Consider the following 24,212-nt stretch of genomic DNA (forward strand, 5'->3'; position numbering starts at 1 on the left):
TGATCTAAAACATCTTAGTATGGGCGGGTTCCATAACGCCGAGGAGGCCTGATGCGCATTGCAACCTACACTGCCAACGGTGAAACATTTTTTGGTGCGATCACTGATGAAGGCGCGGTCGCACTAAACAGCGAATTTGCCGAGTTCAAAAGCCTCTACGAGGTTGTCGCCGCTGGTGCGTTTGGCCAATTGGCCGAGGCTGCCGAAGGAAAGCCGGTAACCCATACGGATTTCACCTTTGAGATGGTGATGCCAGATGTCCGTCGCATTCTGTGCGTTGGTGTGAACTATCCAGATCGCAACGCGGAATACAAAGATGGCAGTGCCCAGCCGAAATACATGTCGCTGTTTCCGCGCTTCGCCAGTGGATTTACCGGCCATAATCGCCCTCTGATCCGCCCGCCCGAAAATCACACGCTGGATTACGAGGGTGAAGTGGCCATCGTGATCGGCAAAGCAGGCCGCCGGATTTCGCAGGACGATGCTTATGGCCATATCGCAGCCTTGACCCTGTGCAACGAAGGGACAATCCGCGATTGGGTTCGGCACGCCAAGTTCAACGTCACGCAAGGCAAGAACTGGGACAATTCGGGTGCCATCGGCCCTTGGCTGGTCCCTTTCACTGGCGCTGCCCAGTTGGATGACGCCCGCATTCAGACTCATGTGAATGGTGAATTGCGTCAGGACGATACGTTGAACCGAATGATGTTCCCGATCCGGCGCGAGATCGAATACATCTCGACCTTTATGACCCTTCATCCGGGCGATATCATCGTCACCGGCACCCCAACTGGTGCAGGTGCACGATTTGATCCGCCAAAATACCTGGCTCCCGGCGATGTGGTTGAGGTATCCGTCGATGGGATAGGCACCCTGTGCAACACCATCGAGGACGAGCAGATATGACCCCGGAAGACCACGCGCGCGCTGCCGCCGATCTGCTGAACGCGGAAAGGACGCGACAGCAGATTGGTCTACTGACATTGCGGTATCCCGAAATGGCGATGGATGACGCTTATGAGGTGCAGAATGCCATCTATCGTGCCAAATTGGCGGAAGGGCGCAAGGTCATCGGCTGGAAGATCGGGCTGACCTCGAAAGCGATGCAATATGCGTTGAATATCGACATTCCTGACAGTGGTATCCTGTTTGACAACATGGCCTTTGAAAATGGCGGGACCGTTCCCGCAGGTCGTTTCATCCAACCCCGGATCGAAGCCGAGATCGCCTTTGTCATGAAGGAAGCCATTGGCGGCGCCGATGTGAGCCGCGATCAGGTTTTGCAGGCGACCGACTATGTTACTCCGTCCATTGAAATCCTCGACACTCGTATAAAGCGGGCAGACCCTGAGACTGGAAAGTCACGCACTGTATTCGACACGATCAGCGACAACGCCGCAAATGCCGGCATTGTACTAGGGGCGGAACGCCGCCCAGCGGATGCATTTGACCTGCGATGGGTAGGGGCCCTAACCTTCCGCAACGGCGAAATCGAGGAAACCGGCCTGGGTGCGGGCGTATTGAATGATCCGGTCGAAAGTGTGGTCTGGCTTGCCCGTCGCATGGCGCAATACGGCCAGAGGATTGAACCCGGCCACGTGATTCTGTCCGGCAGCTTCATTCGCCCGATCGAATGCCCATCGGGTGCGGAAATCCACGCCGATTTCGGATCGTTCGGATCCGTCGACATCAGTTTTGCCTAAAGGAGCAGCGACATGCCCGCACCAAAGAACACCTTTAAGGCTGCATTGAAGGCTGGAAAGCCTCAGGTCGGGTGCTGGATCGGAATGGCCGACGCATATGCAGCAGAAATTTCCGCGACCGCAGGGTTCGATTGGTTGTTGGTCGATGGCGAACACGCACCAAACGACCTGCGCTCGACCCTTGAACAGGTGCGAGTGATCGAAAGTTCGGGCAGCGCGCCAGTTGCACGTCTACCGATTGGTGAGACATGGATGATCAAGCAATATCTCGATGCGGGTGTTCAGAGTATTCTGGTGCCGATGGTCGAAAGCGCTGATCAGGCGCGCGAACTGGTGCGCGCGGTGCAATACCCCCCACGCGGCGTCCGAGGTGTGGGATCATCCCTTGCGCGGGCTTCGCAATTTGCCAAAATCCCGGACTACCTCGATACGGCGGATGAGCAGATTTGTCTGCTGCTGCAGGTTGAGAACAACGCGGGCATGGCCGCTCTGGACGACATTCTGACGATTGATGGAGTAGACGGAGTTTTTATCGGACCTGCAGATCTGGCCGCCGACATGGGTCATATCGGCAACGCCGGGCATCCAGATGTTGTGGAGGCCATTGAAGACGCGCTGACCCGCATCGTCGCGGCAGGTAAAGCCGCGGGTATCCTAACACTGGACCCAGCAATGCAGCGTAGGTGCCTTGAGATCGGCGTGACCTTTCTGGCCACTGAAATTGACGTCACCCTTTTCGCAAAAAGCATGCGCGCCAAAGCGCAAAACGGCCTCGCGCTTTTGCCGCGGCAGAACGCAATCGGATCGGCGACAACAGAAAATGCCAGCAAGTACTTACAGCAATTATGCAAACATTGGTCACATAAGGGACAGGTCGAGTTCGATGCAGATACTGGAACCGTTTCTTTTGGCAGTGGCAATGCCGTTGAACTAAAGGCTACGCCAGTAGCACTGGAAGTTTGCGCCTCGGCGCAACAACGCGGTGACCTAGACAGTTGGAAGACGGTGATTTCCGATCACCTAAAACGGTTTGCCTTTCGCGAAGAGCTTGAACTGAACTGGGATGACTAGCGACTTTTGTTTTGCTGGAAATAGTATGGGTTTTTCTGAGCGTTCCTGCCTGCTCGCGTGTTTACAACTCGTTTGTTGTCAGTAACAGGGCGCCGTTGCGATGTCAGAGTATGCGCCAAGATCACTTAGGCAAGCATCTATTTCTAAGGTTATCTGAACACTTGCTCATGGATTACTCCCTAGAATGTTGTGGACGGCACTGCGGCGAGTTTGCAAGAAACCAACAGACCCGTCGGGGTGAATTGATGCGGTCAACTTGTCCAAGATCATCTTATAAGCAATTGAGTTTTATCTGTAAATTCCCAAGAACAAATAAAAGTCTCCTTCTTTTTGTTCTCATTGTTCAGCCGTATAAGAAAAAGAACCGGCTGTTACGTGGTGCAGCAGGGTCATCTAATTGAAAGACCCGCCGGTAGGATATCTCGATGAAGCTGCGGAAGAAGAACGAAACGCTCTTCGCTCACTTCAAACGCGTACTTGGGTTAGGACGGCTCCGATTTTGTGGCCCGTATGGCGCAAATTAAAAATTAACCCTCACTGCCACCGCCCAGAACATACACAAATGGGTCAATATCTTTACCGCACCGTAACAAACACGCAAAGCCTAATCGGGAAGGCGTTTTTTGCCGTGTTCAGATCATTGCATTCTGCGCGCGTAACACTTTGTTTTTGAATAAAACCAGTCGCTTTCTGCCCATTACTCTGGAAGCATCCCAAACCGGCCTTTCAAGCACGCTGTCGCGCCCGACCAATTTCTACGATCAAAAACTTGCACCAACTACAACGCCAACAGCGGGAACCTCTGTTGGCGCGGTGACCATCGATTTATCTGCAACTAGCTATTGGCTCAGTACTCGATCGCATATTTCCTGAGCGATTGGCATAGCGCTTGTTGCTGCCGGCGAAGGCGCATTTAATACGAACGTCATACGATCCTGAGATCTGAACAGAAAATCGTCTTCAAGTCGCCCGTCAGGATGAACGATCTGGGCACGATGGCCTGCCACGTAGTGACACAAATCCGGCAATTCAACTTTTGGACAGTATTTCTGAACTTGTTTGAGATAGTAACGCTTTGACACCGCGCTTCGAATTTCATTGGCTATGGCGCAAGGATGCTTGGCAAGAGATCGCCAAAAGCCTGCGAACAAGGCCATTTCACGAAAGTCTGCTGAGCTGAATGACACCTTGGAGTATCTTTCGCGTGCCAATGATATGATGGCATTCGGACCGACATTGATCGATCCATCAATCATAGGCGTCAAATGGATACCTAGAAACGGTAGGTTGGGGTCAGGCACAGGATAAATCAGATGCTTGACCAGTTTGGATTTTCGTTTTGGAAGACGATAATATTCCCCCCGAAACGGTACGACTTTGGCATCGCACGCAAGTCCCGCCATGCGAATTATACGGTCGGATTGCAAACCTCCACAAACAACAAGATGCTCACACCCGATCATACCCTTAAGTGTGATGAGCGCGGTTTTTCCATAACTGTTATCGATGCCTACCAAAGGGGTGGAATATAGAAATGTCCCTCCATTAGCCACGAAGTCCTCAAGGAGTGACCGAGCTATTTGGGAGTAGTCTACAATCGCGGTGTCTGGTAGCCGAACAGCGGCGCACCCCGCTACGTTGGGTTCCAAGGAAGTTAGGTCGGCCAAAGACAGGTCTTGAACTGTTACGCCGTTCTGACGCGCGCGATCCGCCAAGTCGCCAAGTCGAGCTTTCTCTTGATCGTTCGTGGCGACTAAGAGCTTCCCGCGTGTCTCGTACTTCAAGCCCTTTGTCTCGCAATAGTGCTTCGTTCTAAGCAGTCCTTCACGACAAAATCGCGCCTTTTTACTGCCCGGCTTGTAGTAGGCACCAGTATGGACCACACCGCTGTTACGGCCGGTTTGGTGACGTGCTGGAGCATCTTCTTTTTCGATTAGCAATATCCGCGCTTTGGGCGCTCGTCTGGAAAGCTCCAGCGCGGTAGCTACTCCGACAATCCCGGCGCCTACTACTGCATAATCGTAAGTTCCGAGATCCATAAACTCTCCTGTATTTTGAGCCCTTGATGTGCTGGGCATAGATCAAATTACGAGGCGGTTTATGAAGTGGCAATACCCGCCGGTCAGCTTCGCTTTTTCTGATGTTGGTTAAGTTATTACAAGTTTTTATGCGCCAGAGAGCCTTAGGAAGGCTCAAACGGGACTAGACTTCAAAGGCAACAACATGTCTGAACTGCAAGGCAATCGACCGGATGTCCGCTACCCATGATGTTGTACCGTTCGTGGTATTCGAAAGTATAGCTGGGGCAATGAAAAACGCCAAAACAAGCGAGATTATGTGGCAGAGATAATCTTATCTAAAGCCCCAGTTTTATACAGACGGTCTGAGATCGACAAGGTCGATCTGAAACAGTTTATGACCCCACCGAACTCGCAGAAAACTCGCCTCAGATTTCTGCTATATGATCCTGCCGCATCGCCTAACGGCAGGCTGCTCATCAATGCCAGCGCACGGAAGTGATCGCTGACCTGCCCGGCGGTCTCAAACAGGTTTATTTGGCTCTCGAGGCTGTTGCAGATCGCGTACAGATTTGTGTTCATTTCGACCTTGGTTCTGCCAATCAGGCGCCCGCGCTCCCTTTATCATCGAAAGACTGAACGCCGTGCGACTGACTCCGAGATATGTTGCGTCAACTATCATGCTCATTTCCTCACCGTTAATCAGCGGCCAACTCTATCAAACTCGGCGCAAAGATGCCTTTATCGCTCCGGTGCTGCCAACGGTTATGTAACGAATTGCGAAGACCGCGTACGCTGGGCGCATCTTGTAGATCTGAGTGACCTTGGTTCTCTCATTGAACGGGTTCCTTAGGCGCTGGCTTTGCGGCCGATCGATCTGACTCGATGATCTAACACTGACCACCTTCAGCCTCATCAGATCGCAGCCGCGCAACTTGCTATCGATTACCATGTTGAAGAGCGCTAGATCTCGATGATTTTCGGCGAGCTCGTGGAGCATTTGGATCGCCCAAACGTGTTTTGGTTTAAGCGGGCGCTGTTAACCTGCAATACGCCTTTCGTTCCAGACTGGACGAAGTGAGCGTATAGCAGTTAAGTTTGGCGTTTCCATGGCTGATGTTCCGATCCGCCATGCCCGCCAACAACGACAGCTCGGCGTTGATGCAATACAAAATCACAGGATGCAGCATTTGCTCCGATGGCCGCTGTGGAGCCAAAAGTGACTGACAAGGCAAATTGCGCCAATGTCGGAAATGCGCTTTTCTATTATCTTAACCGCCGTTGGAGCAGAAGCTTTAGGTCGTTACACGATTACAATTGGTTGAGGCGAGTTTGTTGTCGGGCATATGGATATCACATGCAGTTCGGCTCAGTTTTCTAAGTATGGTTGATGGCAGTCATATTCTCGGTCCAATCTATAAAGGCAAACCTCGAAACGAGCGGTAGCTTCCTTGTTGATGCTGGTATCATAATTACGCCCGAAAAGAACGATCTTCGCCTTTAGGAGCGTCCGACCCGTCTGGTGATAATTGACGACGAACGTGTCAATCAAGTGATCCGAGATATTGTTGAAACAATTGAAACCGCGGTTAGTTCGCCATCTGGAGCGGAGTTTCTTAGCGAGGTTATGTTTCAAAAACTTCCAAAAGGGCTTGGCGCGGGATAGCAGCCAATGTCAGTGCTGATAGAAAGGGTGGACTTTCAGGACGCAATATCCATCTGAACCTTGTTGATGCGTTCGTTCTCCAAACTAACATCGTTTCGGTCGTGGCCAGCAGGTTGACGGTTGCAATGATTAACGGGCTTTGGGGTATGTCATCCAGTGACAACCAGGCCATGCTGAAGGAAGGCGGTAGTTAGTGTTCCCATTCGATCAGATCCATAAATGGCGTCAAGTATGGCGCATCGATATCGGTTTTACCTAACTAGCGTTCGAGCTAGCTGAGGATTGTCTTTTGGATGAGATTTCTCATTCGCTGGGCCCACTAAAGGATATGCAAGGTTCACCCGTTTTTTTGTATCTCGTTCATTGAACAAGGAAGGAGCGTCAATGGAGTACTGCCAATCTTGCTCAGAATGCAGTTTATACAAGCTTCGCCGCATAATCCTTACTATTTTTAGTACCTTGGAGGGCAATCACAAATTAGCTGTCGGTTAAAAAGCTTGATATTCATTCTCCAACTAAGAGACCGCCGATGACCAAAAGTTGGCGAATAACCCTTCAAAGTCTTAGCGAGAGACATGACATGCCGCCATCCAGCTTGGCGCAATCGGTGTTGTCAATTTCTACGATCTCATACCCTTCACGATCCAACATGTCTGCTGTGCGCGAGAAGCCTGCGGCCATCAGCACCAGATTGTTGAAGCGGATCGCGTTGGCAGCAGCTTCTTCCCCATCAGCAACATGAAGCACTCGGTAGCCCTCAAAGCAGCCTGATGCATCAAGTCTTCGGGTAGACAGGATTGTTTCGGCATCCATCAGTGAACAATCTGTCTTGAAGTGCAAAACGCCTTCCGGTGTAAACACTTCGCGCAGTTTGTGACCCCACGCGGAGGTGATTTTAGACAGCTCGGCGACACCTTCAGCGTCCGTGCGGTCTGATCTGCCCACCAAAATTTCGCGACCGGTTACAAGAATATCTCCGCCCTCGATATGGCCGGGGCCGTTGATTTCCAGAACCGTCTCGTAGCAAGCGCGAAGATTTGGCGCCATTTCTGCCACCTCACCCATCCGCGATGGTGCGCCTGGCCGCATCAGCACAGCGCCTTGCGGCAGGCAAAGGGCCGTATCCTCGACAAACTGCGCGTCGGGGAACGCGTCGAGGGGATCAAGTTCGATTACTTCAGCCCCGGTGCTTTTCAGTGCAGCCACGTAAGCCTTATGTGCCGCCATCATCCCTTCGAAATCGGGGTTTCCAATATCCTTTGCACGCAAACCGCCGGCAATGGTCGCAGCCGGGCGGCGGGTGATTGCGCGGGAGAACTCAAAGGTCGGGTCTGACATGTTTCAATCTTTCTGAGGTTCACATTTCGGAGCGATGACTTCGATCATTGCAGGCCCATCTAAAGCGACAGTTTCGCGCAACGCCTGCGCGACAGCCTGTGGTTCGGCCGGAACCTTGGTGAATGGAATGCCAAAAGACTTGGCTGATGCAGAAAAATTCGGGGGCGAAGGATCACAACCTATGACGGTCACACCCACATCCCGCATCGACGCGGCAATTTCCTGATATCCATGATTGTTCCAGATCACGAAGGTGACCGGCAGGTTTTCATCTGCTGCGGCCATGATTTCAGGCAATGAAAACTGTGCACCTCCATCGCCGACAATGCAGATCGCCCTTGCTGTCGGATCGGCGATCGACGCGCCGATGGCAGCGGGTATCCCGTAGCCGAGCGCGCCATATCCCGTTGCTGCGTTGAACCAACCTCCGGCCCGGTCGTGGTCGTAGAAAAGATTGCCGGCATAAATTGGTTGGGTTGAGTCTCCGACCATCAATGCATTCGGAACTGCCGAGCGAATGGCGTTCAGGATTTCGACCTGATGGCGATAGTCCGGACCAATTTCCTCCCAGGCGGCGCGGCGTGTTTTGCTGGCGCGTTCGGCACCGTCGTCTTGCTTTGCCTCATTGGACAATGCCCCAAACAGCGCCGGTACAACCAAATTGACGTCACCTTGAATGGTAAGCGCTGCCTCATGTCGCGCCAGTTGATCGCTGCAGCGATCCACCCTGATCAGGCCTGACCTTCCTGCAAATTGTTCGGTGGCGTACATGTCATAGTCGGTTGGCCCCAATTCGGTTCCCAAAGCCAAAACGCAATCAGCGCTTTCTATCAGCTCGCGTACTGCTTTGAGGCTGGGGCTGGCCGGAACGGTCAGTGGATGTCCGTGCATCAGGCCCCGTGCGTTGACGGTTTGCACGACGGGGGCATCGAGAGTTTCAGCCAATGTCTGTAAATCGGTTTCCGCTTTTTTCGCGCCACCACCCGCCAGAATGACAACTCTATTTGCTTCAGCCAGTTGCCTTGCCGCTTGTGAGATTAAGTCTGGATTGACCGGGGGTGCTGGATCGAGCGTCTCGACTGGTGTTTTTTGATATTTTTCTGCTGCTACATCCAACGGGACCCCTATATGCACCGGCCCTGGGCGACCGTTGGTAAGGTCGTGAAAAACACGGTCCAAGACCGGGTCCAGAGCGTTGGAGTCGGGAACTTGTTCTGACACCAACGCAACTGTTCTGGCCAGCCCCAGTTGGTCTGGCAATTCATGCAGATGTCCCAAGCCCTTGCCAAGTGAAGCGGTTTTATTGACACCAGAGACCACCAACATCGGAATTGAATCAGCGCGCGCCTGCGCCATCGGTGTCAAGGTGTTGGTCAATCCGGGGCCGGTGATCACAAAGGTCACACCCGGTTTCCCCGAAACACGCGCGTAGCCATCAGCCATGAAACCAGCACCCTGTTCATGCCTGGGCGTGATATGACGAATGCCCGAAGCCGCAAGACCGCGGTAAAGTTCGACCGTGTGAACGCCCGGAATTCCGAAGACGCAGGTCACATCTCTTTGGCGAAGCTTGGCAACCAAAGCTTCACCGATTGTCATTCCGCTCATGCAACCTCGCGCGATTTGCTGTTGGCGTGATCAATGATGCGAGAAACCGCTTTGGCAAAATCGGCGTCACTAATCGTCAGCGCGACCCGGACCCAGTCTTTCAGACCGTTGCCAAAGGCGGACCCTGGCATGACAGCCACCCCGGCCTGCAACAGATCCCACGCATAATCTTCGCCATCAAACCCGGTGGCAGAAACGTTGATGAGGGCGAACATTCCCGCCTCTGGGCGATGAACCGTCATATCCGTTTCTGCTTCAAGACGATCGGCCAGCAGGGTGGCGCGGCCAGAGAAGCGAGCGGCCATGCCGGGGGCAACCTCGGACCCGTCGCGGATTGCCTTTTCGGTCATGTCCGCGATGAAGGGCTGATTGCCAAAGAGCATTGTTTCGGAATACGGCAGCAGCGCTTCACAAAACGCTGCTGGTCCGACACACCAACCGCTACGAAACCCTGGGGCAGCATGTGATTTCGAGATGGATGATACACCTATGACACGATCCGCCAGTTTCGGGTCTGCCAATGGTGAAGCAAATTCGGCCTCGTCAAAGATCAGTTCTTCATAGACCTCGTCCGAGATGATCCATAAATCGTGCGCCATGGCGAGCTGCCCGATTTCGGCAATTTCCGCGGTAGTCAGAATTGCACCTGTCGGGTTGTGTGGCGTTGTCAGAAGAATGGCGCGGCTGCGTGGAGTGATGCGTGCAGCAATATCTTCGGCTTGCATGCGAAACCCGTGCTCTGGCCGAAGCGGCACAGGCACCATATCCGCCCCGGATGCACGCACGACTCCTTCGTATGTCGCGTACATCGGATCACCAACCAAAACCTCGTCTCCAGCCTCTGCAATCCCGGACATCACTGCGAAAAGGGCGGTTTGCGTCCCGGGAAAGCACAAAAAGTTCTCGGGTCCGAAGGGCCGCCCACGAGAGGCTGAATAGCGAGAAGCAAGCGCGTCAAGCAGTCCGGCTTCACCGCGCCCGTTGGAATACCCTGTCCGTTGTGCCCGCAAGGAGGTTACGGTGGCTTCTACCAATGCGGCTGGCACGGGCACATCCGGTTCTCCAATCGTCATTTCGACGATATCCGCTCCGGCTTTGATAAGGTCACGTGCTTTCAGGTGTACACCCCATTTGGCACCACCCAACCCCGCTAAACGCACAGTCACAGATGTTGTCTTCATGGCTGCTCCGCCTCTTTGTTTAATGGTATCCCCAGGATGGCGCTCACGGAGTCCAAGCCGATCCGCGCCAGTTGCCCTTCGGAAAACGCGTCCGGAAGCGCACCGCCTTCCAGCCAAAGGCCGTCGATTACCGCGTTGCAAGCAATGGCCAGTTGCGTTGCCTCCGTTGCAGCAACTGAATGTCCGGTTTCCAGCAATGCGGCGACGATCAGCTCCTCGAGGTGACCCCGGAAATAGTTATAGGTCTGCTGGTGAATGCGCTGCATTTTTGAATCATGTTGCACCTTGTTCAGAAAGCTGGCCCACAACGCCACGGCGCTTGGATCAACGATTGGTGGTCGTAGCGACGCGTCAACGAAGTTGGTCAACTGAGATACTGCGCTGCCCGTTCCTGACGAAGCTGCTGTCTGATCGGTTAGCGTATTCATGTGGTGCTCATAAGCCGCCTGGACCAACTCTTCCTTTGAAGAGAAATAATGACGGATCAACCCTTGGGTCACGTTCGCGCGGGCTGCAATCTCACGCACCGTGGCACCGCGGACGCCCATCTCGGCGATCAGGTCCAAAGTCGCCAATATTAGCGCCTCGCGCCGAAACTCAGCAGACTCACGTTTAAATTTGCGGCTGTCGTCCTGCACGTCAGTGTCATCCATGGCATGGAGTTATTATACACTTGCATAATTGCGAGATTCGAGGCTTACTGCAAGCTGAAATCAGAAGATTGTTAGATATGGACACAGCCGAAGCAGCATCACCCACACCCGAAGCCACTGCGTCCATTGAGGCGATAAAGATTGAGGACCTGCACAAATCCTTTGGTGCGCTAGAGGTCCTGAAGGGTGTCTCCCTGACTGCCAACAAGGGGGACGTTGTCGCAATCATCGGGGGGTCAGGCTCGGGCAAATCCACCATGCTGCGCTGTATCAACTTCTTGGAAACGCCGAGCTCGGGAAAAATCACCATAGGCGGTGAATTGGTTGAAATGCACGCCGATGGTAGCCCCGCGAACCGCCGCCAGATCGAGCGTATCCGAACGCGGCTGGCAATGGTTTTTCAGCAGTTCAATCTGTGGACGCATCGCACGCTTCTGGAGAACGTGATCGAAGTGCCGATACATGTCCTAAAGGTGCCAAAGGCAGAGGCTATCTCGCGGGCGCACGACCTGTTGAAAAGGGTAGGGCTTGGTGACAAGGCCGACACCTTTCCGGCCTATCTATCTGGCGGTCAGCAACAGCGCGCCGCCATTGCCCGTGCGCTTGCCGTAGATCCTTCGGTGATGCTTTTCGATGAGCCCACATCGGCGCTGGACCCCGAGTTGGTCGGCGAAGTTTTGAACGTGATCCGTGATCTCGCTGGTGAAGGACGCACCATGCTGCTCGTCACCCATGAAATGAAATTTGCGCGCGAAGTTGCCAGCCACGTTGTCTATCTTTTCGAAGGCCGCATTGAAGAGCAGGGTCCACCTGCCGAGGTCTTCGGTAATCCAAAATCAGAGCGGTTGAGGCAGTTCCTCAGCTCGGTCGCCTGATTCAGTCAAAACAAACTAATGAACCAAAAGGGAGTAACAAAATGAACCTTAAGAAACTGCTTGCGTCCGGAGTTGCCGCCGCCATCCTTTCAGTTGGTGTCGCCAGTGCCGAAGAGGTCAAGATCGGTATCGCGGCTGAACCTTATCCACCATTCGCTTCGCTTGACAGCTCAGGCAACTGGGTTGGATGGGAGATCGATGTTATCAATGCTGTCTGTGCCGCTGCCGAACTGGACTGTGTTATAACGCCTGTAGCCTGGGATGGTATCATCCCATCGCTGACCGGGCAGCAAATCGACGCCATCATGGCCTCTATGTCGATCACCGAGGAGCGGCTGAAAACCATTGATTTCAGCGATCCTTACTACAACACACCCGCTGTGATCGTTGCGGACAAATCGATGGATATCGAAGCGACACCAGAGTCGCTGGCGGGTAAAGTTGTCGGCATTCAGGCTTCGACCATCCACCAGGCCTATGCGCAGGAATATTTCAAGGATGCTGAACTGCGGGTTTATCAGACACAGGATGAGGCCAATCAGGACCTGTTCGCAGGCCGTATTGATGCAACTCAAGCAGACAGCATCGCCATGGCCGACTTTGTAAACTCGGATGCGGGCGCTTGCTGTGAAATTAAAGGCGCCGTTGCAGATGATCCCGCTATTCTGGGACGCGGCGTTGGGGCTGGCGTGCGCAAAGGGCAAGATGACCTGCGTGAGGCGCTGAACAAAGGCATCGCCGCAATTCTTGCCGATGGCACGCACGAGAAGATCACATCGAACTATTTCTCGGCCAGCATTTACTAAGCCGCTGCTGTGAACGGACTGTTGGATTCACTTGGATTGGCGCAGAGCGCAGAGCTTTTGTCGCTCTCGCCGCCGGGATGGGGGGCCAATCTGCTGCGCGGATTGTCCCACTCATTGCAGATTGCTTTCGGCGCTTACGCCCTCGGTCTCGTGATCGGATTGTTCGGAGCTTACGGCAAACTCTATGGCGGGAAGGTCACGCGCGATCTTCTCGCCATCTACACGACGGTGATCCGGGCCGTGCCCGAGCTGGTCCTGATCCTGATCCTGTATTACGTGGGATCTGACATCATAAACAAAATCTCCGCCGCAATGGGCGGGGGTCGGGTTGAGGTCAGTGGTGTTGGCGCAGGCATATGGGTGCTGGGTGTTGTCCAGGGCGCTTACGCGACCGAGATTTTGCGCGGCGCAATTCAGGCGGTTCCGCCCGGTCAGATCGAAGCCGCCAAATCCTACGGGATGCCCGCCTTCATGACCATGCGCCGCGTGACAATCCCGGCCATGATGAGCTTCGCCGTGCCAGGTCTTGCCAACCTGTGGCTGATTGCAACCAAAGATACCGCGTTGCTCGCTGTTGTGGGTTTCAACGAGCTGACACTGGAAACCCGCCAGGCTGCAAGCAGTACACGCGCCTATTTTACTTTCTTTCTGGCAGCGGGATTTCTTTATCTCATGGTTACGCTGTGTTCGGGCGGCATCTTCGCTCGGATTGAGAAATGGGCGCGTCGCGGCCAACCCTCTCTGAAGGGAGGGGGCAGATGATTGATTTCAGATCTTTGATGCAACCACATCGCATTGTGATGATGCTGATATTCGCTGGAATCGTTGTCTGGTGCGCCGTCTCTCTTCAGTGGGACTGGATCCCGAAATATGCGCCGCTCGCCCTTCAGGGCATTTGGACGACAATCTGGCTGTTGGTGGTCACCGTAGTTTTGGGTTTCCTACTCGCCGTTCCTCTTGGATTGGCACAGGCGGTTGGGCCTTGGTATCTTGCCGCCCCGGCCAAGGCATTTTGCACTATCATCCGCGGCACACCGCTGCTGCTGCAACTCTGGTTATTGTATTATGGGCTTGGGTCTTTGTTTCCGCAGTTCCCCTGGATACGCTCTTCCGAGTTGTGGCCCTATTTGCGACAGGCCTGGCCATATGCAGTACTGGCGCTGACGTTGTCCTATGCCGGCTACGAAGGAGAGGTGATGCGCGGTGCCTTCAAAGGGGTCGCCAAGGGTCAGCTTGAGGCAGCCAAGGCATTTGGCATGCCACGTTTCACCATGTTTCGCCGTATCTGGTTGCCGCAGGCTATCCGCAACGTCCTGCCGACATTGGGCGGTGAAACCATATTACAACTCAAAGCAACTCCATTGGTTGCGACGATCACTGTCGTCGACATTTACGCCGTGTCTTCACGTGTGCGCTCCGACACTTTCATTATTTACGAGCCGCTCATCCTGTTGGCCGTATTCTATATTCTCGTCGCGGGCGTGATCGCATTTGGTTTCCACTGGCTGGAAGTAAAGGTTCTTGGTACTGGAAACCGCAATGGCGGTATCAGTTAGTATTGCCAGCAGCGGATGGGGATCCATGTGCTGAAAGTCGGCTCCGACAAATGCTTCGAGCTCAAAGCACTCTGTGCTGCAACTTGCGTTCAGGTTAGCTGAGTTCTGATGGCTGACATCAATATCAGGCCATACTGGAATGGTGCGCAATTATATCTCTGCGCACCAATCCCGGCCGGTTCCGTTCACAGCTCTACAACAACTTTTCCGACCGCCGCTCCGTTTGTCAGGTGCTCATAGGCTGCATCGACATTGGTCCACCCAAGCCTCTGTTCGTCAACAATTGGTTTGAGTTGGCACGCATCCGCCATTTCCGCCAGAGTTTTCAGGATGTCACCATGGGATTGACGCCCGACATCATGCATCATCGGGATCAGCATGAAGACGACGTGCAGAGACAGACCTTTGAAATGCACAGGTGTCAGATCAATCTCGACCATCGCGACGGTTGAGGCGACTTGGCCATTGAGCTTGGCCGCTTCGAACGAGTTCGTCATGTTAGGCCCACCCACGCTATCAAACACCACATCGAAGCCCACGCCATCAGTGTGTTCGGCCACGTAGTCCTCGACCTTTTGGGTTGTGAAATCCAACGGGCGCGCACCGAGACCCTCGATGAGGGCTAACTGATCCGCTCCACGACCTGTTGCCGACACGGCTGCGCCAAGGTGGCGCGCAACTTGAACGGCAACATGACCAACGCCACCGGCACCGCCTTGAACCAGAACGGTCTGCCCTTCGCCGACACCGGCGCGGGTCAATCCTTCGTAGGCGGTGATGCCTACGAGAGGCAGCGCCGCGGCCTCTCGCATGCTCAGCGTCTTGGGTTTGCGTGCAATCAGGCGGGCATCCGCCTTGATGTACTCGGCTAGCGAACCATGGAGGTCCATCAAACCACCAGCGCAGCCATACACTTCATCACCTATGGAAAAACCTCTAACACCTTCGCCAACGGCGGTGATTGTGCCAGCAAAATCCATGCCAAGGACCGCGGGCAAATTGGGGGACAGAGGTAGATCCGCGCCCATGCTTCGGATCATTGTATCGACGGTATTGACGCTGGCCGCGGCCACTTTGACGACTACATGCCCAGACGTTGCGACCGGGTCGGGCATTTCCACAAGCTCGAACGGTGCATCGGGTCCGTAGGCGTTCAGAACCATAGCTTTCATTGGGATATTCCTTTTTTTAGCGAAGTGTCAGGCGCGGCTTTGAACAGCGCACGCCTGACGTGATCATTGTGTTGGAGGACGGATCAGTTGATATCCTGAACCTGCATAACCAGATCGCCCCACTTGCGCTGGTTTTCGATGTCGTGTTCCAGACCCTGTTCATCCGCGATGGTGAACCGTTTGACCGCCGGGGTTTTGCTTGTGGCCTGATACAGCCAATAGGCTTCGGCCTTCAGCGCTTCATCAATGGGTTTGTCGATGGATTCATAGACCATCTGCTTGCAGGCATTGATCGACTCTGCCGGGAATTTTGCGATCCGCTCGGCGAGCGCTGTCACATACGGGCCAATCTCATCTGGCTCCAAAGCCTTGTTTATGGTGCCCAGACGTTCTGCATCATCCGCATCGTAGTCTTGTGCGCTCAGGATGATCTCAAGCGCTTTTCCAAGGCCGGTTTGACGTGCCATGCGCGAAGCACCGCCGCCGCAAGGCAGGATGCCCATTCCAACTTCCATCTGCATGAACTTGTACTTACCCCGCGCCGCAAATCGCATGTCGAGCGCCAACGCCAACTCGTGTCCGCCACCACGTGCGAACCCTTCCAGCTTTGCGATGGTGGCTTGTGGCACCTTGCTGATCCGCTCGCAGACCGATTGAAGGTCCAAAAGCTGTGCGTCCTCCCGGGATACGGCCTCAGTCGACATATCCTTGAGCAGCTCGGTATCGTAGTGGCAGACCCAGATTTCCGGGTTGGCGGACTGAAAGATCACGACCTTGGTTTCGCGGTCTCGCTCTAGCCGCATGGCCAGACTGTTGAGGTCGGCCAGCATTTCCTGGCCTTGCACGTTTACGGTGCCAAAGTTGAATGTGACTGTTGCGATGCCGTTTTCAACAGCAACGTCAAAGGTTTGAAAGTTCTCATATTTCATCAGACAGTCCTTTCTTGGGCCTCGACGCGGCACACGCGAGGGGTAAGGGAGGTTAAAGTTGGAAGCGCGTCTGGATTTAGTGCAGCGCGGGTCAGTTGGTCTGGTTAATCAAACCTCTGATCGAGTTCATGACGTCGGCAACATGTGCTTTGTCCAGTGCTGCGGCATGTGGATTCGCGAAGGCACCGCTGTCATTGTCAAAATAGGCACCTGACGCATCAGCGAACCGATCACCCAATGCTGCGTCAATCAGGATATCAGCGCCGATGTTCATATCGTTCCCGGCTAGGCCGAATCCTTCTTTCACCATCTTTGAGGCCAACAGCGATCCCGGATTTACCGCGACCATGACGGGTGCATCGGACAGAGATTTGGCCCATTCCCGGGTCCAGATGGTGATCGCCAGCTTGCTTTGCGCATAAGCCTCCATATCAGCCAGCGGGACACTACCCTCCAGTGCATTAATATTCACCGGGGCCTGCGCTGCCGATGACAGGTTCACGACGCGCCCGGCGGCGGGAATGATCGGCATCAGCAATTCTGTGAGCAGATAGGGTGCGAGTGTGTTGACGACAAAGCGGATGTCCTGCCCATTCGCAAGCACGGTTTGCGGAGCTTTCAGCACACCTGCATTGTTGATCAACACGTCCAGTTTGTCATGTTTGGCCTTTACGCTCTCAGCCAGTTCTCGCACTGCGGACAGATCGCTCAGATCAGCGCTATAAGTTTCGACATCGCCGCCGACTTCGGAGGCCGCGCTGTCCAATTTGGAGGTACTGCGTCCATGCAGAAGTACTTTGTGTCCATCGGCGGCCAGCTTCTTTGCCGTGAGCAAACCAATGCCGTCGGTTGAACCTGTAATGAGTATAGTCTTGGTCATTGATCTGATCCTTTAGGAAAAGTCGGGCAGTACGGTATCTGCCAAGTGTTCGAGGGTCGTATCGATGGGCGCTTGATTGAACCGTAGGTTCAGTGCAACGTGATTGACCCCAAGCGTTTCTATTTCACGTAGATAGCTACGCAGGAAATCGGTGCCAGACTGAAACCCGAGATGGATCGGGCGCGGTGGTGCGGCGTGATCGGCAACGACATCGATATACAGGGATTGCATGACAGGCTTGTCTGGCTGGCCCGCTTCCTTACCGCGCCTCCGATAGTCCGCAATAACCTGCCTTTGGGCAGTCGCATTGCGCGGATAGGTCATCCAACCATCGCCGTTCTGCGCCACCCAATCGGGGGATTGCTGGCTACCACCCGTAATAATCATCGGCAGGCGGGTCCCATGCGGCTTTGGCAGCAGGTCAATCCCGCCAGACAGCATACCCTGTGCACTTTCACGCTCGGGATAGTCCAATCCAACGGCGCGGATATAGTCAAAGCTGTCGCGGAAACGTGGCCCGCGGTCATCATAGCTCTGGTTCATTGCCGGATACTCCTCAGGCCGGTCCCCGGAGGCTACACCCAAGAGCAACCGTCCGCCCGAGAGCACATCCGCGCTCGCCGCCGCCTTGGCTACATGAGCGGGGTGACGCAATGGCAGGATCACGCTCGCCGTTCCAAGGGCAATTCGGTCCGTCACCGCAGCAAGCGCACCCAGATAGACAAATGGATCGAAAATCTGTCCTGCATCACCAAAGCTTGGAACGTTGAATGGCACGTCGCGCAGCCAAAGTGATGCAAACCCGAGGTTCTCCGCTTTCCGAGCCGCTTCCAGATGATCCCGAAGCGTCGGCTCTGCACCGACTGCATATGCTTCGAGCGGCAACACAAGGCCAACGCTCAGCCGTCCCGGTCGAAATACCCGGTTATAGGCCACGTTGATTTGGGCAAAATCAGCAGGCTGCATTTTATCCAACATGTCCGGCTCTCCTTTAATAGCGCACCAAGGTGCGGCTCTCGATGCTTTTGCGAATGGTGTTGACGTTTGAATCTTCGACCATATCAAGCGCACTATGCGCGATCGACGGAGCACCTTGATTGTCATAGATGTTGAAGATCGCGACCTCATCTGGCGTCATCTTCGATTGATAAATCCATTCATGCCTGGGGTTTCCTACCAGCCCCATTATTTGCCCATTGCGGTCGGGATAGATCAGGTCCAGCAAAATCCAATCAGACGGTTCAACTGATGACGGGCGAACAAAGCCCAGGGGTGCTGAGTTGATAGGATGATCCACAGGGCGCCACACATTAACAAAAGCATAGTGACCGCGCGCCCACTCGGCCGCGGCCTCGGCACCCAAAAGATCGACAAGCCGCTGTTCGGCTCCGTCCTTGCTATAGTCACTGTGGACGTTGCGCGCGGGTTTGCGCGTCGCTCCTGGGTCATCTATCCGAACCGTGTGATCAAAAACCACAACCTCGCGCGCACCTAACTTGTTCGAGAGCATTGCCGTTAGTTCCGCATCGTATGTCGGTTTCCAGACCTCGCCGGTAAAATCTTGTACCTGCGTTTCCAGCAGCGCGAACTCAACAGCATCAGACGCAAATGTAACTGTGTTGCTCGTGGTGCGGGCATCTGTCAATGCAACAGCCGTGCTGGCCAGTTCGGGCGAAATCAAATTACCAGCAATCCCGCCTGCATCTAGTTCAAAGGCTTGCCGCCAGGGCTTGTGAACGTGGTAATTGACAGTGGCTGTCCGCGTCATCTGCGTTTCCTTCCCATGCCGAGTTGCATCCATGAAGGGGATTTAACGCTAATCTATTTGCGTATAAACTGCCCATTCATGGATTGAAAATTCGGGTTTGCGATATAATGGGGCTTGATACAGACGCGCTGAGATTGTTTGTAGCGGCGGCAGAAAGGCTGAACATCAGTGCGGCGGGGCGCGCTTTGGGCATGGCTCCAGCTGTCTCGAGCGCAAAGCTTGCCAAGTTGGAGCAAAGCCTGGGTTCCGAACTGTTACATCGCACAACGCGCAAGGTGTCGCTGTCTGTTGAAGGTGCCGATTTCCTGCCCTTCGCCCGAGAGATTATTGCGCAGGAAGAGGCAGCACTTACGGCGTTGGGCAAACAAACAGCGACCATCCGCGGTACATTGCGCTTCGCTGCGCCCAGCACCTTTGCTCAGCTCTACATTGCTCCAATCCTGCCGAAATTTCTTCAACAGCACCCCGATCTGACGCTCGATTTGCGCCTGTCGGATGTGCAGTTCGATCTTATCGAGGGGAGTTACGACCTTGCACTAAGAAATGCGCCGCTTGTCGACACCAGCCTGAAAGGCCGAAAATTGGCTGATGACCGACGCATACTGTGCGCTGCGCCGCACTATCTTGACACATACGGCACACCCAAAACACCTGCCGATCTGAAAAGCCACCACCTGATCGCTTTCCAAAATCGCCAATTGCGCACGCTAACGGGAAAGGCAGGTGAGAAAGCCGGATTTGACCCAGCGATGGCTAAGGGTCAATTGATCATAGACGACGGCCAAAGCCAGGTCTGCGCCACTCTGGCCGGCGCCGGAATATCCCTAAACGCACTATGGAGCGTGTATGATCACCTGAAATCGGGCCGGTTGTTGCAAATTCTGCCAGACTTTGAGGCTACGGAAGACAATGTTTTATGGCTTATCTATCCCAAGTCCAACGTATTATCCCCCAAAGTTCGGGTATTCATGGATTTTCTGATCACAGAGATTGGCTCAAATCCACCTTGGGAAACATGATCCCAATATTGGTCAAGCGCGCCTTAAGACATCACGGCGCCAGTTTGGAGAAATGCACGAGGCGGACACGCCTTTTACAATTGCAATAGCAAGGTTTGCCCAGCGGTTAATGAGTTCGCGTGAACGCGGCCAACGCGCTTGTAGCGAGTGACATGAACGACGAGCTGCATCGGAGCATCTTGACGGTTTGCCCAAGACTGGTTCAGGTCATTTTATTGAAAATTCGAAATAGCAGAAATTCAAACCGCCGCAGGCAACATTAGTTAGTAGAAAGGTAATATCCACGGTCAAAACGCAATACACCGTTGCATTTGACACTTGATTTTATTGGTCGGAGTGAGAGGATTCGAACCTCCGACCCCTGCCTCCCGAAGGATCAGGCCGGAGCCTAACCCCCTGTATTTATTATGATGCGTTGTCATTTGACTGCTCCTTTGTTAACGTTTGTGATGGTCTATTTCCGGAAATGATCCGGATGTCAGATGGCATCCGCCGCCCCGCGCTGATGGTCTGGGTGGTGGTGCCCGTAGTTCTTTTCGAGCGTCTCGAGGGTCATCCCCAGAAAGCCGCAGGCGTCCCACTTTGGCGCACCCTTCTGCATGAGCCAGGTTGCGCAAGTGTGCCTCAGAGTGTGCGGCACGACTTTCCGGTCTCCCTGACCTTCGAGGCCAGCCGCTACAACGGCGGATCGAAACGCACGCTTGATATTCTGCAGGGACTTGCCGCGATGGGTGACAACGAATTCGTCTTCCGGAAATCGCTTCCGCCTGCGCAACAAGTGTTTCTTCAGGCGCGCGGGCAACCTTGAGCTCGGGCGCTCCTTCTTGGTCCGTCGACGCCCGACCGGATTCCAGTAGATGATGTTGCTGTTGAAATCGATATCGGACCAACGCAAGGACAGGATCGCTTCCTTCCGCTGGCCCGTCAGTAAACCGATACGGAGAAACAGGGTCAGGTGTTCGGTTTTTGACTCCGTCGGCACACCATCTTCCAAAGGGGTATCGAAGCTTCGCGAGGCTTTTATAAGTTTTATCGCTTCATCGCACGTCAGGAACCGGATTCGACCTTCGGGCTTCGGTGGAAGTCGAACGGCTATCCTGCGCGTGATCAGCTGATCTTCTTCGGCGCGCCTGATAGCGGTCGACAACAGGCTGAGTTCTCGTCTGAGCGTGCCGTCCTTGAGACCCTTTTCACCCCGGCCCTTTCGTCGCTTCTGGCAATACTCCTTGATGAGCGCATCATTGATGTCACCAACGGCGTAGCCGTCGAAAAATCGGATGATCGGCTTGGCCGCATTGGCCAAGCGCTCCGGATCGGAGACGTCATCAAGCCGTTTTGCCAGGTAGTGCGAAATTGCGTCGGCCACATAGAATTCGTAAGGCTCGACTGCTCGATCTGGCCTAAAGCGCCTTAGCTTCCACTCTGCGAAGTAGAGTTCAGCCTGGTCGCGATCCCCAGTGCCAGTCGAGTGCTCGCGGCTGCGTCCCCCCTCGGTCCAGTAGATGTACCAGTTGCCCTCGGACGGACGCTTGCGGTCGCGCTCGAGGCGCGGCGGGGATGGCTTTCTGGGCATGTTTTCACCGTGAAATTGTCGACGTACCGCTCCCACGCGCCGGAAGGGATTTTCGGATTTCTACGCCCAGGGGCCGTATAGATGTGGTCCAGCATGTCTTCGCGGATCAGGTAGCGAATATTGGACACAGGAATGCCAACGCGCTCGGCCAGTTCTTTCGGGGTTTCCAAGAGCTTTTCCACGCTTCACCTCCTCAAACTCTTTGCTCACAAATCGAGGCAGTTAATTTCATTTTGCGTTCAGAATGAAACAAACATACGCTGATCTTACGTGAATCGAGCGTGTTGATACGATTTATGGTCATATGTGATTCATATAACCAGTATCGTGGTCAATGCAACCATTAAGAAGGTTTTCTATGACAGTTCCCGGTTTGGGACATCGCCTTGCGGCTGTGCGAAACATGGCAAGCCTCTCCCAAGAGGAGATGGCGCAGCGCCTTGGCGCCAGTCGGAGCGCATACCAGTACTATGAACGCAGCCAGCGGGATTTGACGGCTTCACTACTGTTGAAAGTCTACGAGGAATTCGACGTTGATCCGCTCTGGATGCTCGAAGGCGACTCGGAAGATGGCAAGAGCCGAAGGCACGAAGAGATCGCCGCCGCCTATCGTAAGATCGGCATCGCAGTCGAGCGCCGGATCAATGAACGCGGGCTGACTGTGACCCCTGAAAAGAAGTGGGATGCCATCGATTTTCTCTTCGATGAGTTCCTGAACACCGATGCCCTGACGATTGAAGGCGGGGAACCGGACACAACAAGGATCGACAGCGTATTGAGGCTTGTAAGCTGATGTTGAATGAAGAATTTCCCGATGAAGTGCTGAAACTACGCCCGCGAAAGCTGCGGCTTGGTCAGGATATAGAGCGCCTGCTCGAAGGCGTCTGCGGGGCTGAAGAAGTCCCCGATCGCGAAGGTCAGAAGAAACACCTGCGCCCGAAAGCGGATAGTATCAATGCGGTCCGCTGCGCAGCCTGCGGACAGGTTGAGTACATCACACGCGATTATTGCCGTTGTGACCACTACATCGCTGGCCAAGTCATGGACGAATTCCTAGCATGGGAGCGCGATTTGGTCGAGATTCATGCCCGGTTGGCTGCGGAAGCCGAGGAAAAGATGAAACCAGTCAAGTGGTCAGCCTTGGCTGCCATGCCATTCTTGATTTGGCCTCTTCTCCAAACTTTGCTCTACAGTGAGCAAATGCCATTGGCGACGGGGCTTTGGTTCTTCCCGGGCATGGTAATTCTTGGCCTGTGTGCCGTGATCGAAAAGGTTATTACCCGGAAGCGCGATACCAGCGCATATGCGGTCGAAACCGCCACCTTCGAACAATTTCTAACTGAGCGCATTCCCGTTTCGAACAACTAACTTCACATGAGCAAAGCCCCACAGATCGACGAGTTCGTCGCGCACTGGAAATACACCGGTGGGAGCGAACATGCCAGACTCGAAGAATTTTGGTCAGTGCTCACCGAGTCGTCACACTATCATGTTCAGGATTTGACGGGCACGAATGCAGACTTCGGCGGTGCTCTTTTTCCTTCTGACCACAGATTTTATCCTCAGACGCGTATCATTTAGCTGGTACGGGGACTTTAACAGAGCGAGGGCCATAATCGTACACCTGCCGTTCGCTTCAACAGGAGCGAACTGGTAAGATGCGGACAAACCGGACTTGTGCGATTGCGGCAATTGCTGACGCAGCATTGATTTGCTGTCGCAGCACATTCATCGCTGCGTTGCAGCTGTTGTCGCCAGACCGGTCATTCAAAGCTATGATGATGCGATACTATCAAACTGTAGTTTCGAGGCACATAGGATCAGCAACTTAGACGCCGAACAAAGCCAACGTTTGCGTTGTCGCAGGCAGTGCAGCAGGACAGGCCATGCGGGCCTTCAGCCAGTAAGCAAATTCTCGTTGTGGCTCATGCAGGTGGCGGGGAAGAGGGGGTAATTCGCGGTCGTGGAATTTTTCATTAAGTTGAGATATTGCAGAGATTGGATCTTTGGTTCTTGCTTCGTGTTTGAATTGATCGGGAACGAAGCACCAATAGTGCTTCTATTTGTTGTTATGCTTTTTTGACGAGCGTAATCTTGTTTTTCTGACAGGAAATTAACGTTACTGCCGAACGCGATAGCCGGAAGCAATGATCTTGTTTATCAGAACAGCGGCGGCCTGGTGCATGTCCTTTTCATCGTTATTGCCGACCGCTGTTTCGTGGACAGCAGCTGCGTCATGCAGAACTCCCACAATTTCATGTTCGGGCAGAAGCTCACGATCTTTAATTGCAAGCAAAAGCGCTTCACAAATTGAGAGTGCGGCCATTCCTGAATGGTCTTGCCGGTCAGCCATGGTAGACGTCCTTTTCTAACAGGCGTCCAAGCATGGAAGCGCC

At 54.1% G+C, this 24,212-nt stretch carries 23 protein-coding genes and 1 pseudogene; 11 read left to right on the top strand and 13 right to left on the bottom strand.

Annotated features, from left to right (window positions below; all coding sequences use genetic code 11):
- The first annotated feature begins 51 nt into the window (after positions 1-51).
- The 4 genes and pseudogenes from ACR0AH_RS07210 to ACR0AH_RS07225 all read left to right on the top strand — a co-directional run.
- Positions 52-906, top strand: coding sequence for a fumarylacetoacetate hydrolase family protein (locus tag ACR0AH_RS07210; protein ID WP_480591084.1), 855 nt, complete (start codon positions 52-54; stop codon positions 904-906).
- On the top strand, positions 903-1,703 hold the full coding sequence (gene hpaH / locus ACR0AH_RS07215; protein WP_170732668.1) for a 2-oxo-hept-4-ene-1,7-dioate hydratase: 801 nt from the start codon (positions 903-905) through the stop codon (positions 1,701-1,703). Before ACR0AH_RS07210 ends, hpaH begins: the two co-directional genes overlap by 4 nt.
- Before the next feature lie 12 nt (positions 1,704-1,715).
- A complete protein-coding gene (locus ACR0AH_RS07220; RefSeq protein ID WP_170732669.1) occupies positions 1,716-2,774 on the top strand; it encodes an aldolase/citrate lyase family protein in 1,059 nt (352 codons plus the stop codon).
- A 419-nt stretch (positions 2,775-3,193) separates the two neighbouring features.
- Positions 3,194-3,364 (top strand): annotated as a pseudogene (locus ACR0AH_RS07225) (IS5/IS1182 family transposase); the annotation flags it as partial.
- Positions 3,365-3,613: 249 nt separating this feature from the next.
- On the opposite strand, the gene lhgO reads toward ACR0AH_RS07225, so the two are convergent.
- The 5 genes from lhgO to ACR0AH_RS07250 all read right to left on the bottom strand — a co-directional run bounded on the left by lhgO (position 3,614) and on the right by ACR0AH_RS07250 (position 11,238).
- Positions 3,614-4,813: an L-2-hydroxyglutarate oxidase gene (gene lhgO / locus ACR0AH_RS07230; protein ID WP_170732670.1), complete on the bottom strand. Its 1,200-nt coding sequence runs from the start codon at positions 4,811-4,813 to the stop codon at positions 3,614-3,616.
- A 2,200-nt stretch (positions 4,814-7,013) separates the two neighbouring features.
- Positions 7,014-7,796 carry an arginine deiminase family protein gene (locus tag ACR0AH_RS07235; protein ID WP_170663437.1) on the bottom strand — a complete coding sequence of 261 codons (783 nt, stop codon included), beginning with the start codon at positions 7,794-7,796 and terminating at the stop codon, positions 7,014-7,016.
- 3 nt (positions 7,797-7,799) lie between these two features.
- Complete coding sequence (locus ACR0AH_RS07240; RefSeq protein WP_480591086.1) at positions 7,800-9,404, bottom strand: 5-guanidino-2-oxopentanoate decarboxylase; 1,605 nt, start codon at positions 9,402-9,404, stop codon at positions 7,800-7,802.
- The gene (locus ACR0AH_RS07245; protein ID WP_480591088.1) at positions 9,401-10,585 is read right to left on the bottom strand and encodes a pyridoxal phosphate-dependent aminotransferase; all 1,185 of its coding nucleotides are present in this window, start codon (positions 10,583-10,585) and stop codon (positions 9,401-9,403) included. Before ACR0AH_RS07245 ends, ACR0AH_RS07240 begins: the two co-directional genes overlap by 4 nt.
- The gene (locus ACR0AH_RS07250) at positions 10,582-11,238 is read right to left on the bottom strand and encodes a TetR/AcrR family transcriptional regulator (protein WP_480591090.1); all 657 of its coding nucleotides are present in this window, start codon (positions 11,236-11,238) and stop codon (positions 10,582-10,584) included. The genes ACR0AH_RS07245 and ACR0AH_RS07250 overlap by 4 nt, the downstream gene beginning before the upstream one ends.
- 77 nt (positions 11,239-11,315) lie before the next feature.
- Here ACR0AH_RS07250 and ACR0AH_RS07255 point away from each other — a divergent pair, with 77 nt between their 5' ends.
- The 4 genes from ACR0AH_RS07255 to ACR0AH_RS07270 are packed head-to-tail and all read left to right on the top strand — an operon-like array spanning position 11,316 to position 14,475.
- Positions 11,316-12,113 carry an ATP-binding cassette domain-containing protein gene (locus ACR0AH_RS07255; RefSeq protein WP_170407522.1) on the top strand — a complete coding sequence of 266 codons (798 nt, stop codon included), beginning with the start codon at positions 11,316-11,318 and terminating at the stop codon, positions 12,111-12,113.
- A gap of 41 nt (positions 12,114-12,154) precedes the next feature.
- Positions 12,155-12,919 carry a transporter substrate-binding domain-containing protein gene (locus ACR0AH_RS07260; protein ID WP_170394204.1) on the top strand — a complete coding sequence of 255 codons (765 nt, stop codon included), beginning with the start codon at positions 12,155-12,157 and terminating at the stop codon, positions 12,917-12,919.
- Between the two features lie 9 nt (positions 12,920-12,928).
- Positions 12,929-13,681: an ABC transporter permease gene (locus ACR0AH_RS07265; RefSeq protein ID WP_170423024.1), complete on the top strand. Its 753-nt coding sequence runs from the start codon at positions 12,929-12,931 to the stop codon at positions 13,679-13,681.
- Positions 13,678-14,475: an ABC transporter permease gene (locus ACR0AH_RS07270; RefSeq protein WP_170625582.1), complete on the top strand. Its 798-nt coding sequence runs from the start codon at positions 13,678-13,680 to the stop codon at positions 14,473-14,475. The genes ACR0AH_RS07265 and ACR0AH_RS07270 overlap by 4 nt, the downstream gene beginning before the upstream one ends.
- 185 nt (positions 14,476-14,660) lie before the next feature.
- Here ACR0AH_RS07270 and ACR0AH_RS07275 read toward each other — a convergent pair whose 3' ends face one another.
- The 5 genes from ACR0AH_RS07275 to ACR0AH_RS07295 form a co-directional block, all read right to left on the bottom strand.
- Complete coding sequence (locus ACR0AH_RS07275) at positions 14,661-15,647, bottom strand: zinc-binding dehydrogenase (protein WP_480591092.1); 987 nt, start codon at positions 15,645-15,647, stop codon at positions 14,661-14,663.
- A gap of 83 nt (positions 15,648-15,730) precedes the next feature.
- Positions 15,731-16,576 carry an enoyl-CoA hydratase/isomerase family protein gene (locus ACR0AH_RS07280; protein WP_170394211.1) on the bottom strand — a complete coding sequence of 282 codons (846 nt, stop codon included), beginning with the start codon at positions 16,574-16,576 and terminating at the stop codon, positions 15,731-15,733.
- Positions 16,577-16,667: 91 nt separating this feature from the next.
- Positions 16,668-17,456, bottom strand: a complete 789-nt coding sequence (locus ACR0AH_RS07285) for an SDR family NAD(P)-dependent oxidoreductase (RefSeq protein ID WP_170509410.1) — start codon at positions 17,454-17,456, stop codon at positions 16,668-16,670.
- 12 nt (positions 17,457-17,468) lie between these two features.
- Complete coding sequence (locus ACR0AH_RS07290) at positions 17,469-18,434, bottom strand: LLM class oxidoreductase (protein ID WP_480591094.1); 966 nt, start codon at positions 18,432-18,434, stop codon at positions 17,469-17,471.
- 13 nt (positions 18,435-18,447) lie between these two features.
- The gene (locus tag ACR0AH_RS07295) at positions 18,448-19,224 is read right to left on the bottom strand and encodes a CmcJ/NvfI family oxidoreductase (RefSeq protein WP_170663444.1); all 777 of its coding nucleotides are present in this window, start codon (positions 19,222-19,224) and stop codon (positions 18,448-18,450) included.
- 107 nt (positions 19,225-19,331) lie between these two features.
- On the opposite strand from ACR0AH_RS07295, the gene ACR0AH_RS07300 reads away from it, so the two are divergent.
- Positions 19,332-20,243 carry a LysR family transcriptional regulator gene (locus ACR0AH_RS07300; RefSeq protein ID WP_480591096.1) on the top strand — a complete coding sequence of 304 codons (912 nt, stop codon included), beginning with the start codon at positions 19,332-19,334 and terminating at the stop codon, positions 20,241-20,243.
- Positions 20,244-20,721: 478 nt separating this feature from the next.
- Here ACR0AH_RS07300 and ACR0AH_RS07305 read toward each other — a convergent pair whose 3' ends face one another.
- Positions 20,722-21,609: a site-specific integrase gene (locus ACR0AH_RS07305; protein ID WP_170417171.1), complete on the bottom strand. Its 888-nt coding sequence runs from the start codon at positions 21,607-21,609 to the stop codon at positions 20,722-20,724.
- A 44-nt stretch (positions 21,610-21,653) separates the two neighbouring features.
- Positions 21,654-21,998: a MerR family transcriptional regulator gene (locus tag ACR0AH_RS07310; RefSeq protein ID WP_170417169.1), complete on the bottom strand. Its 345-nt coding sequence runs from the start codon at positions 21,996-21,998 to the stop codon at positions 21,654-21,656.
- A gap of 176 nt (positions 21,999-22,174) precedes the next feature.
- On the opposite strand from ACR0AH_RS07310, the gene ACR0AH_RS07315 reads away from it, so the two are divergent.
- Entirely contained in the window at positions 22,175-22,609 is a 435-nt protein-coding gene (locus ACR0AH_RS07315) for a helix-turn-helix domain-containing protein (protein WP_170417167.1), read from the top strand.
- On the top strand, positions 22,609-23,184 hold the full coding sequence (locus ACR0AH_RS07320; protein ID WP_170417165.1) for a hypothetical protein: 576 nt from the start codon (positions 22,609-22,611) through the stop codon (positions 23,182-23,184). The genes ACR0AH_RS07315 and ACR0AH_RS07320 overlap by 1 nt, the downstream gene beginning before the upstream one ends.
- Before the next feature lie 751 nt (positions 23,185-23,935).
- Here ACR0AH_RS07320 and ACR0AH_RS07325 read toward each other — a convergent pair.
- Positions 23,936-24,169 (bottom strand): hypothetical protein, encoded by a 234-nt coding sequence (locus ACR0AH_RS07325; protein WP_010442296.1) that lies wholly within the window; start codon positions 24,167-24,169, stop codon positions 23,936-23,938.
- Positions 24,170-24,212 lie beyond the last annotated feature (43 nt).

The organism is Ruegeria sp. AM5, from assembly GCF_056540645.1.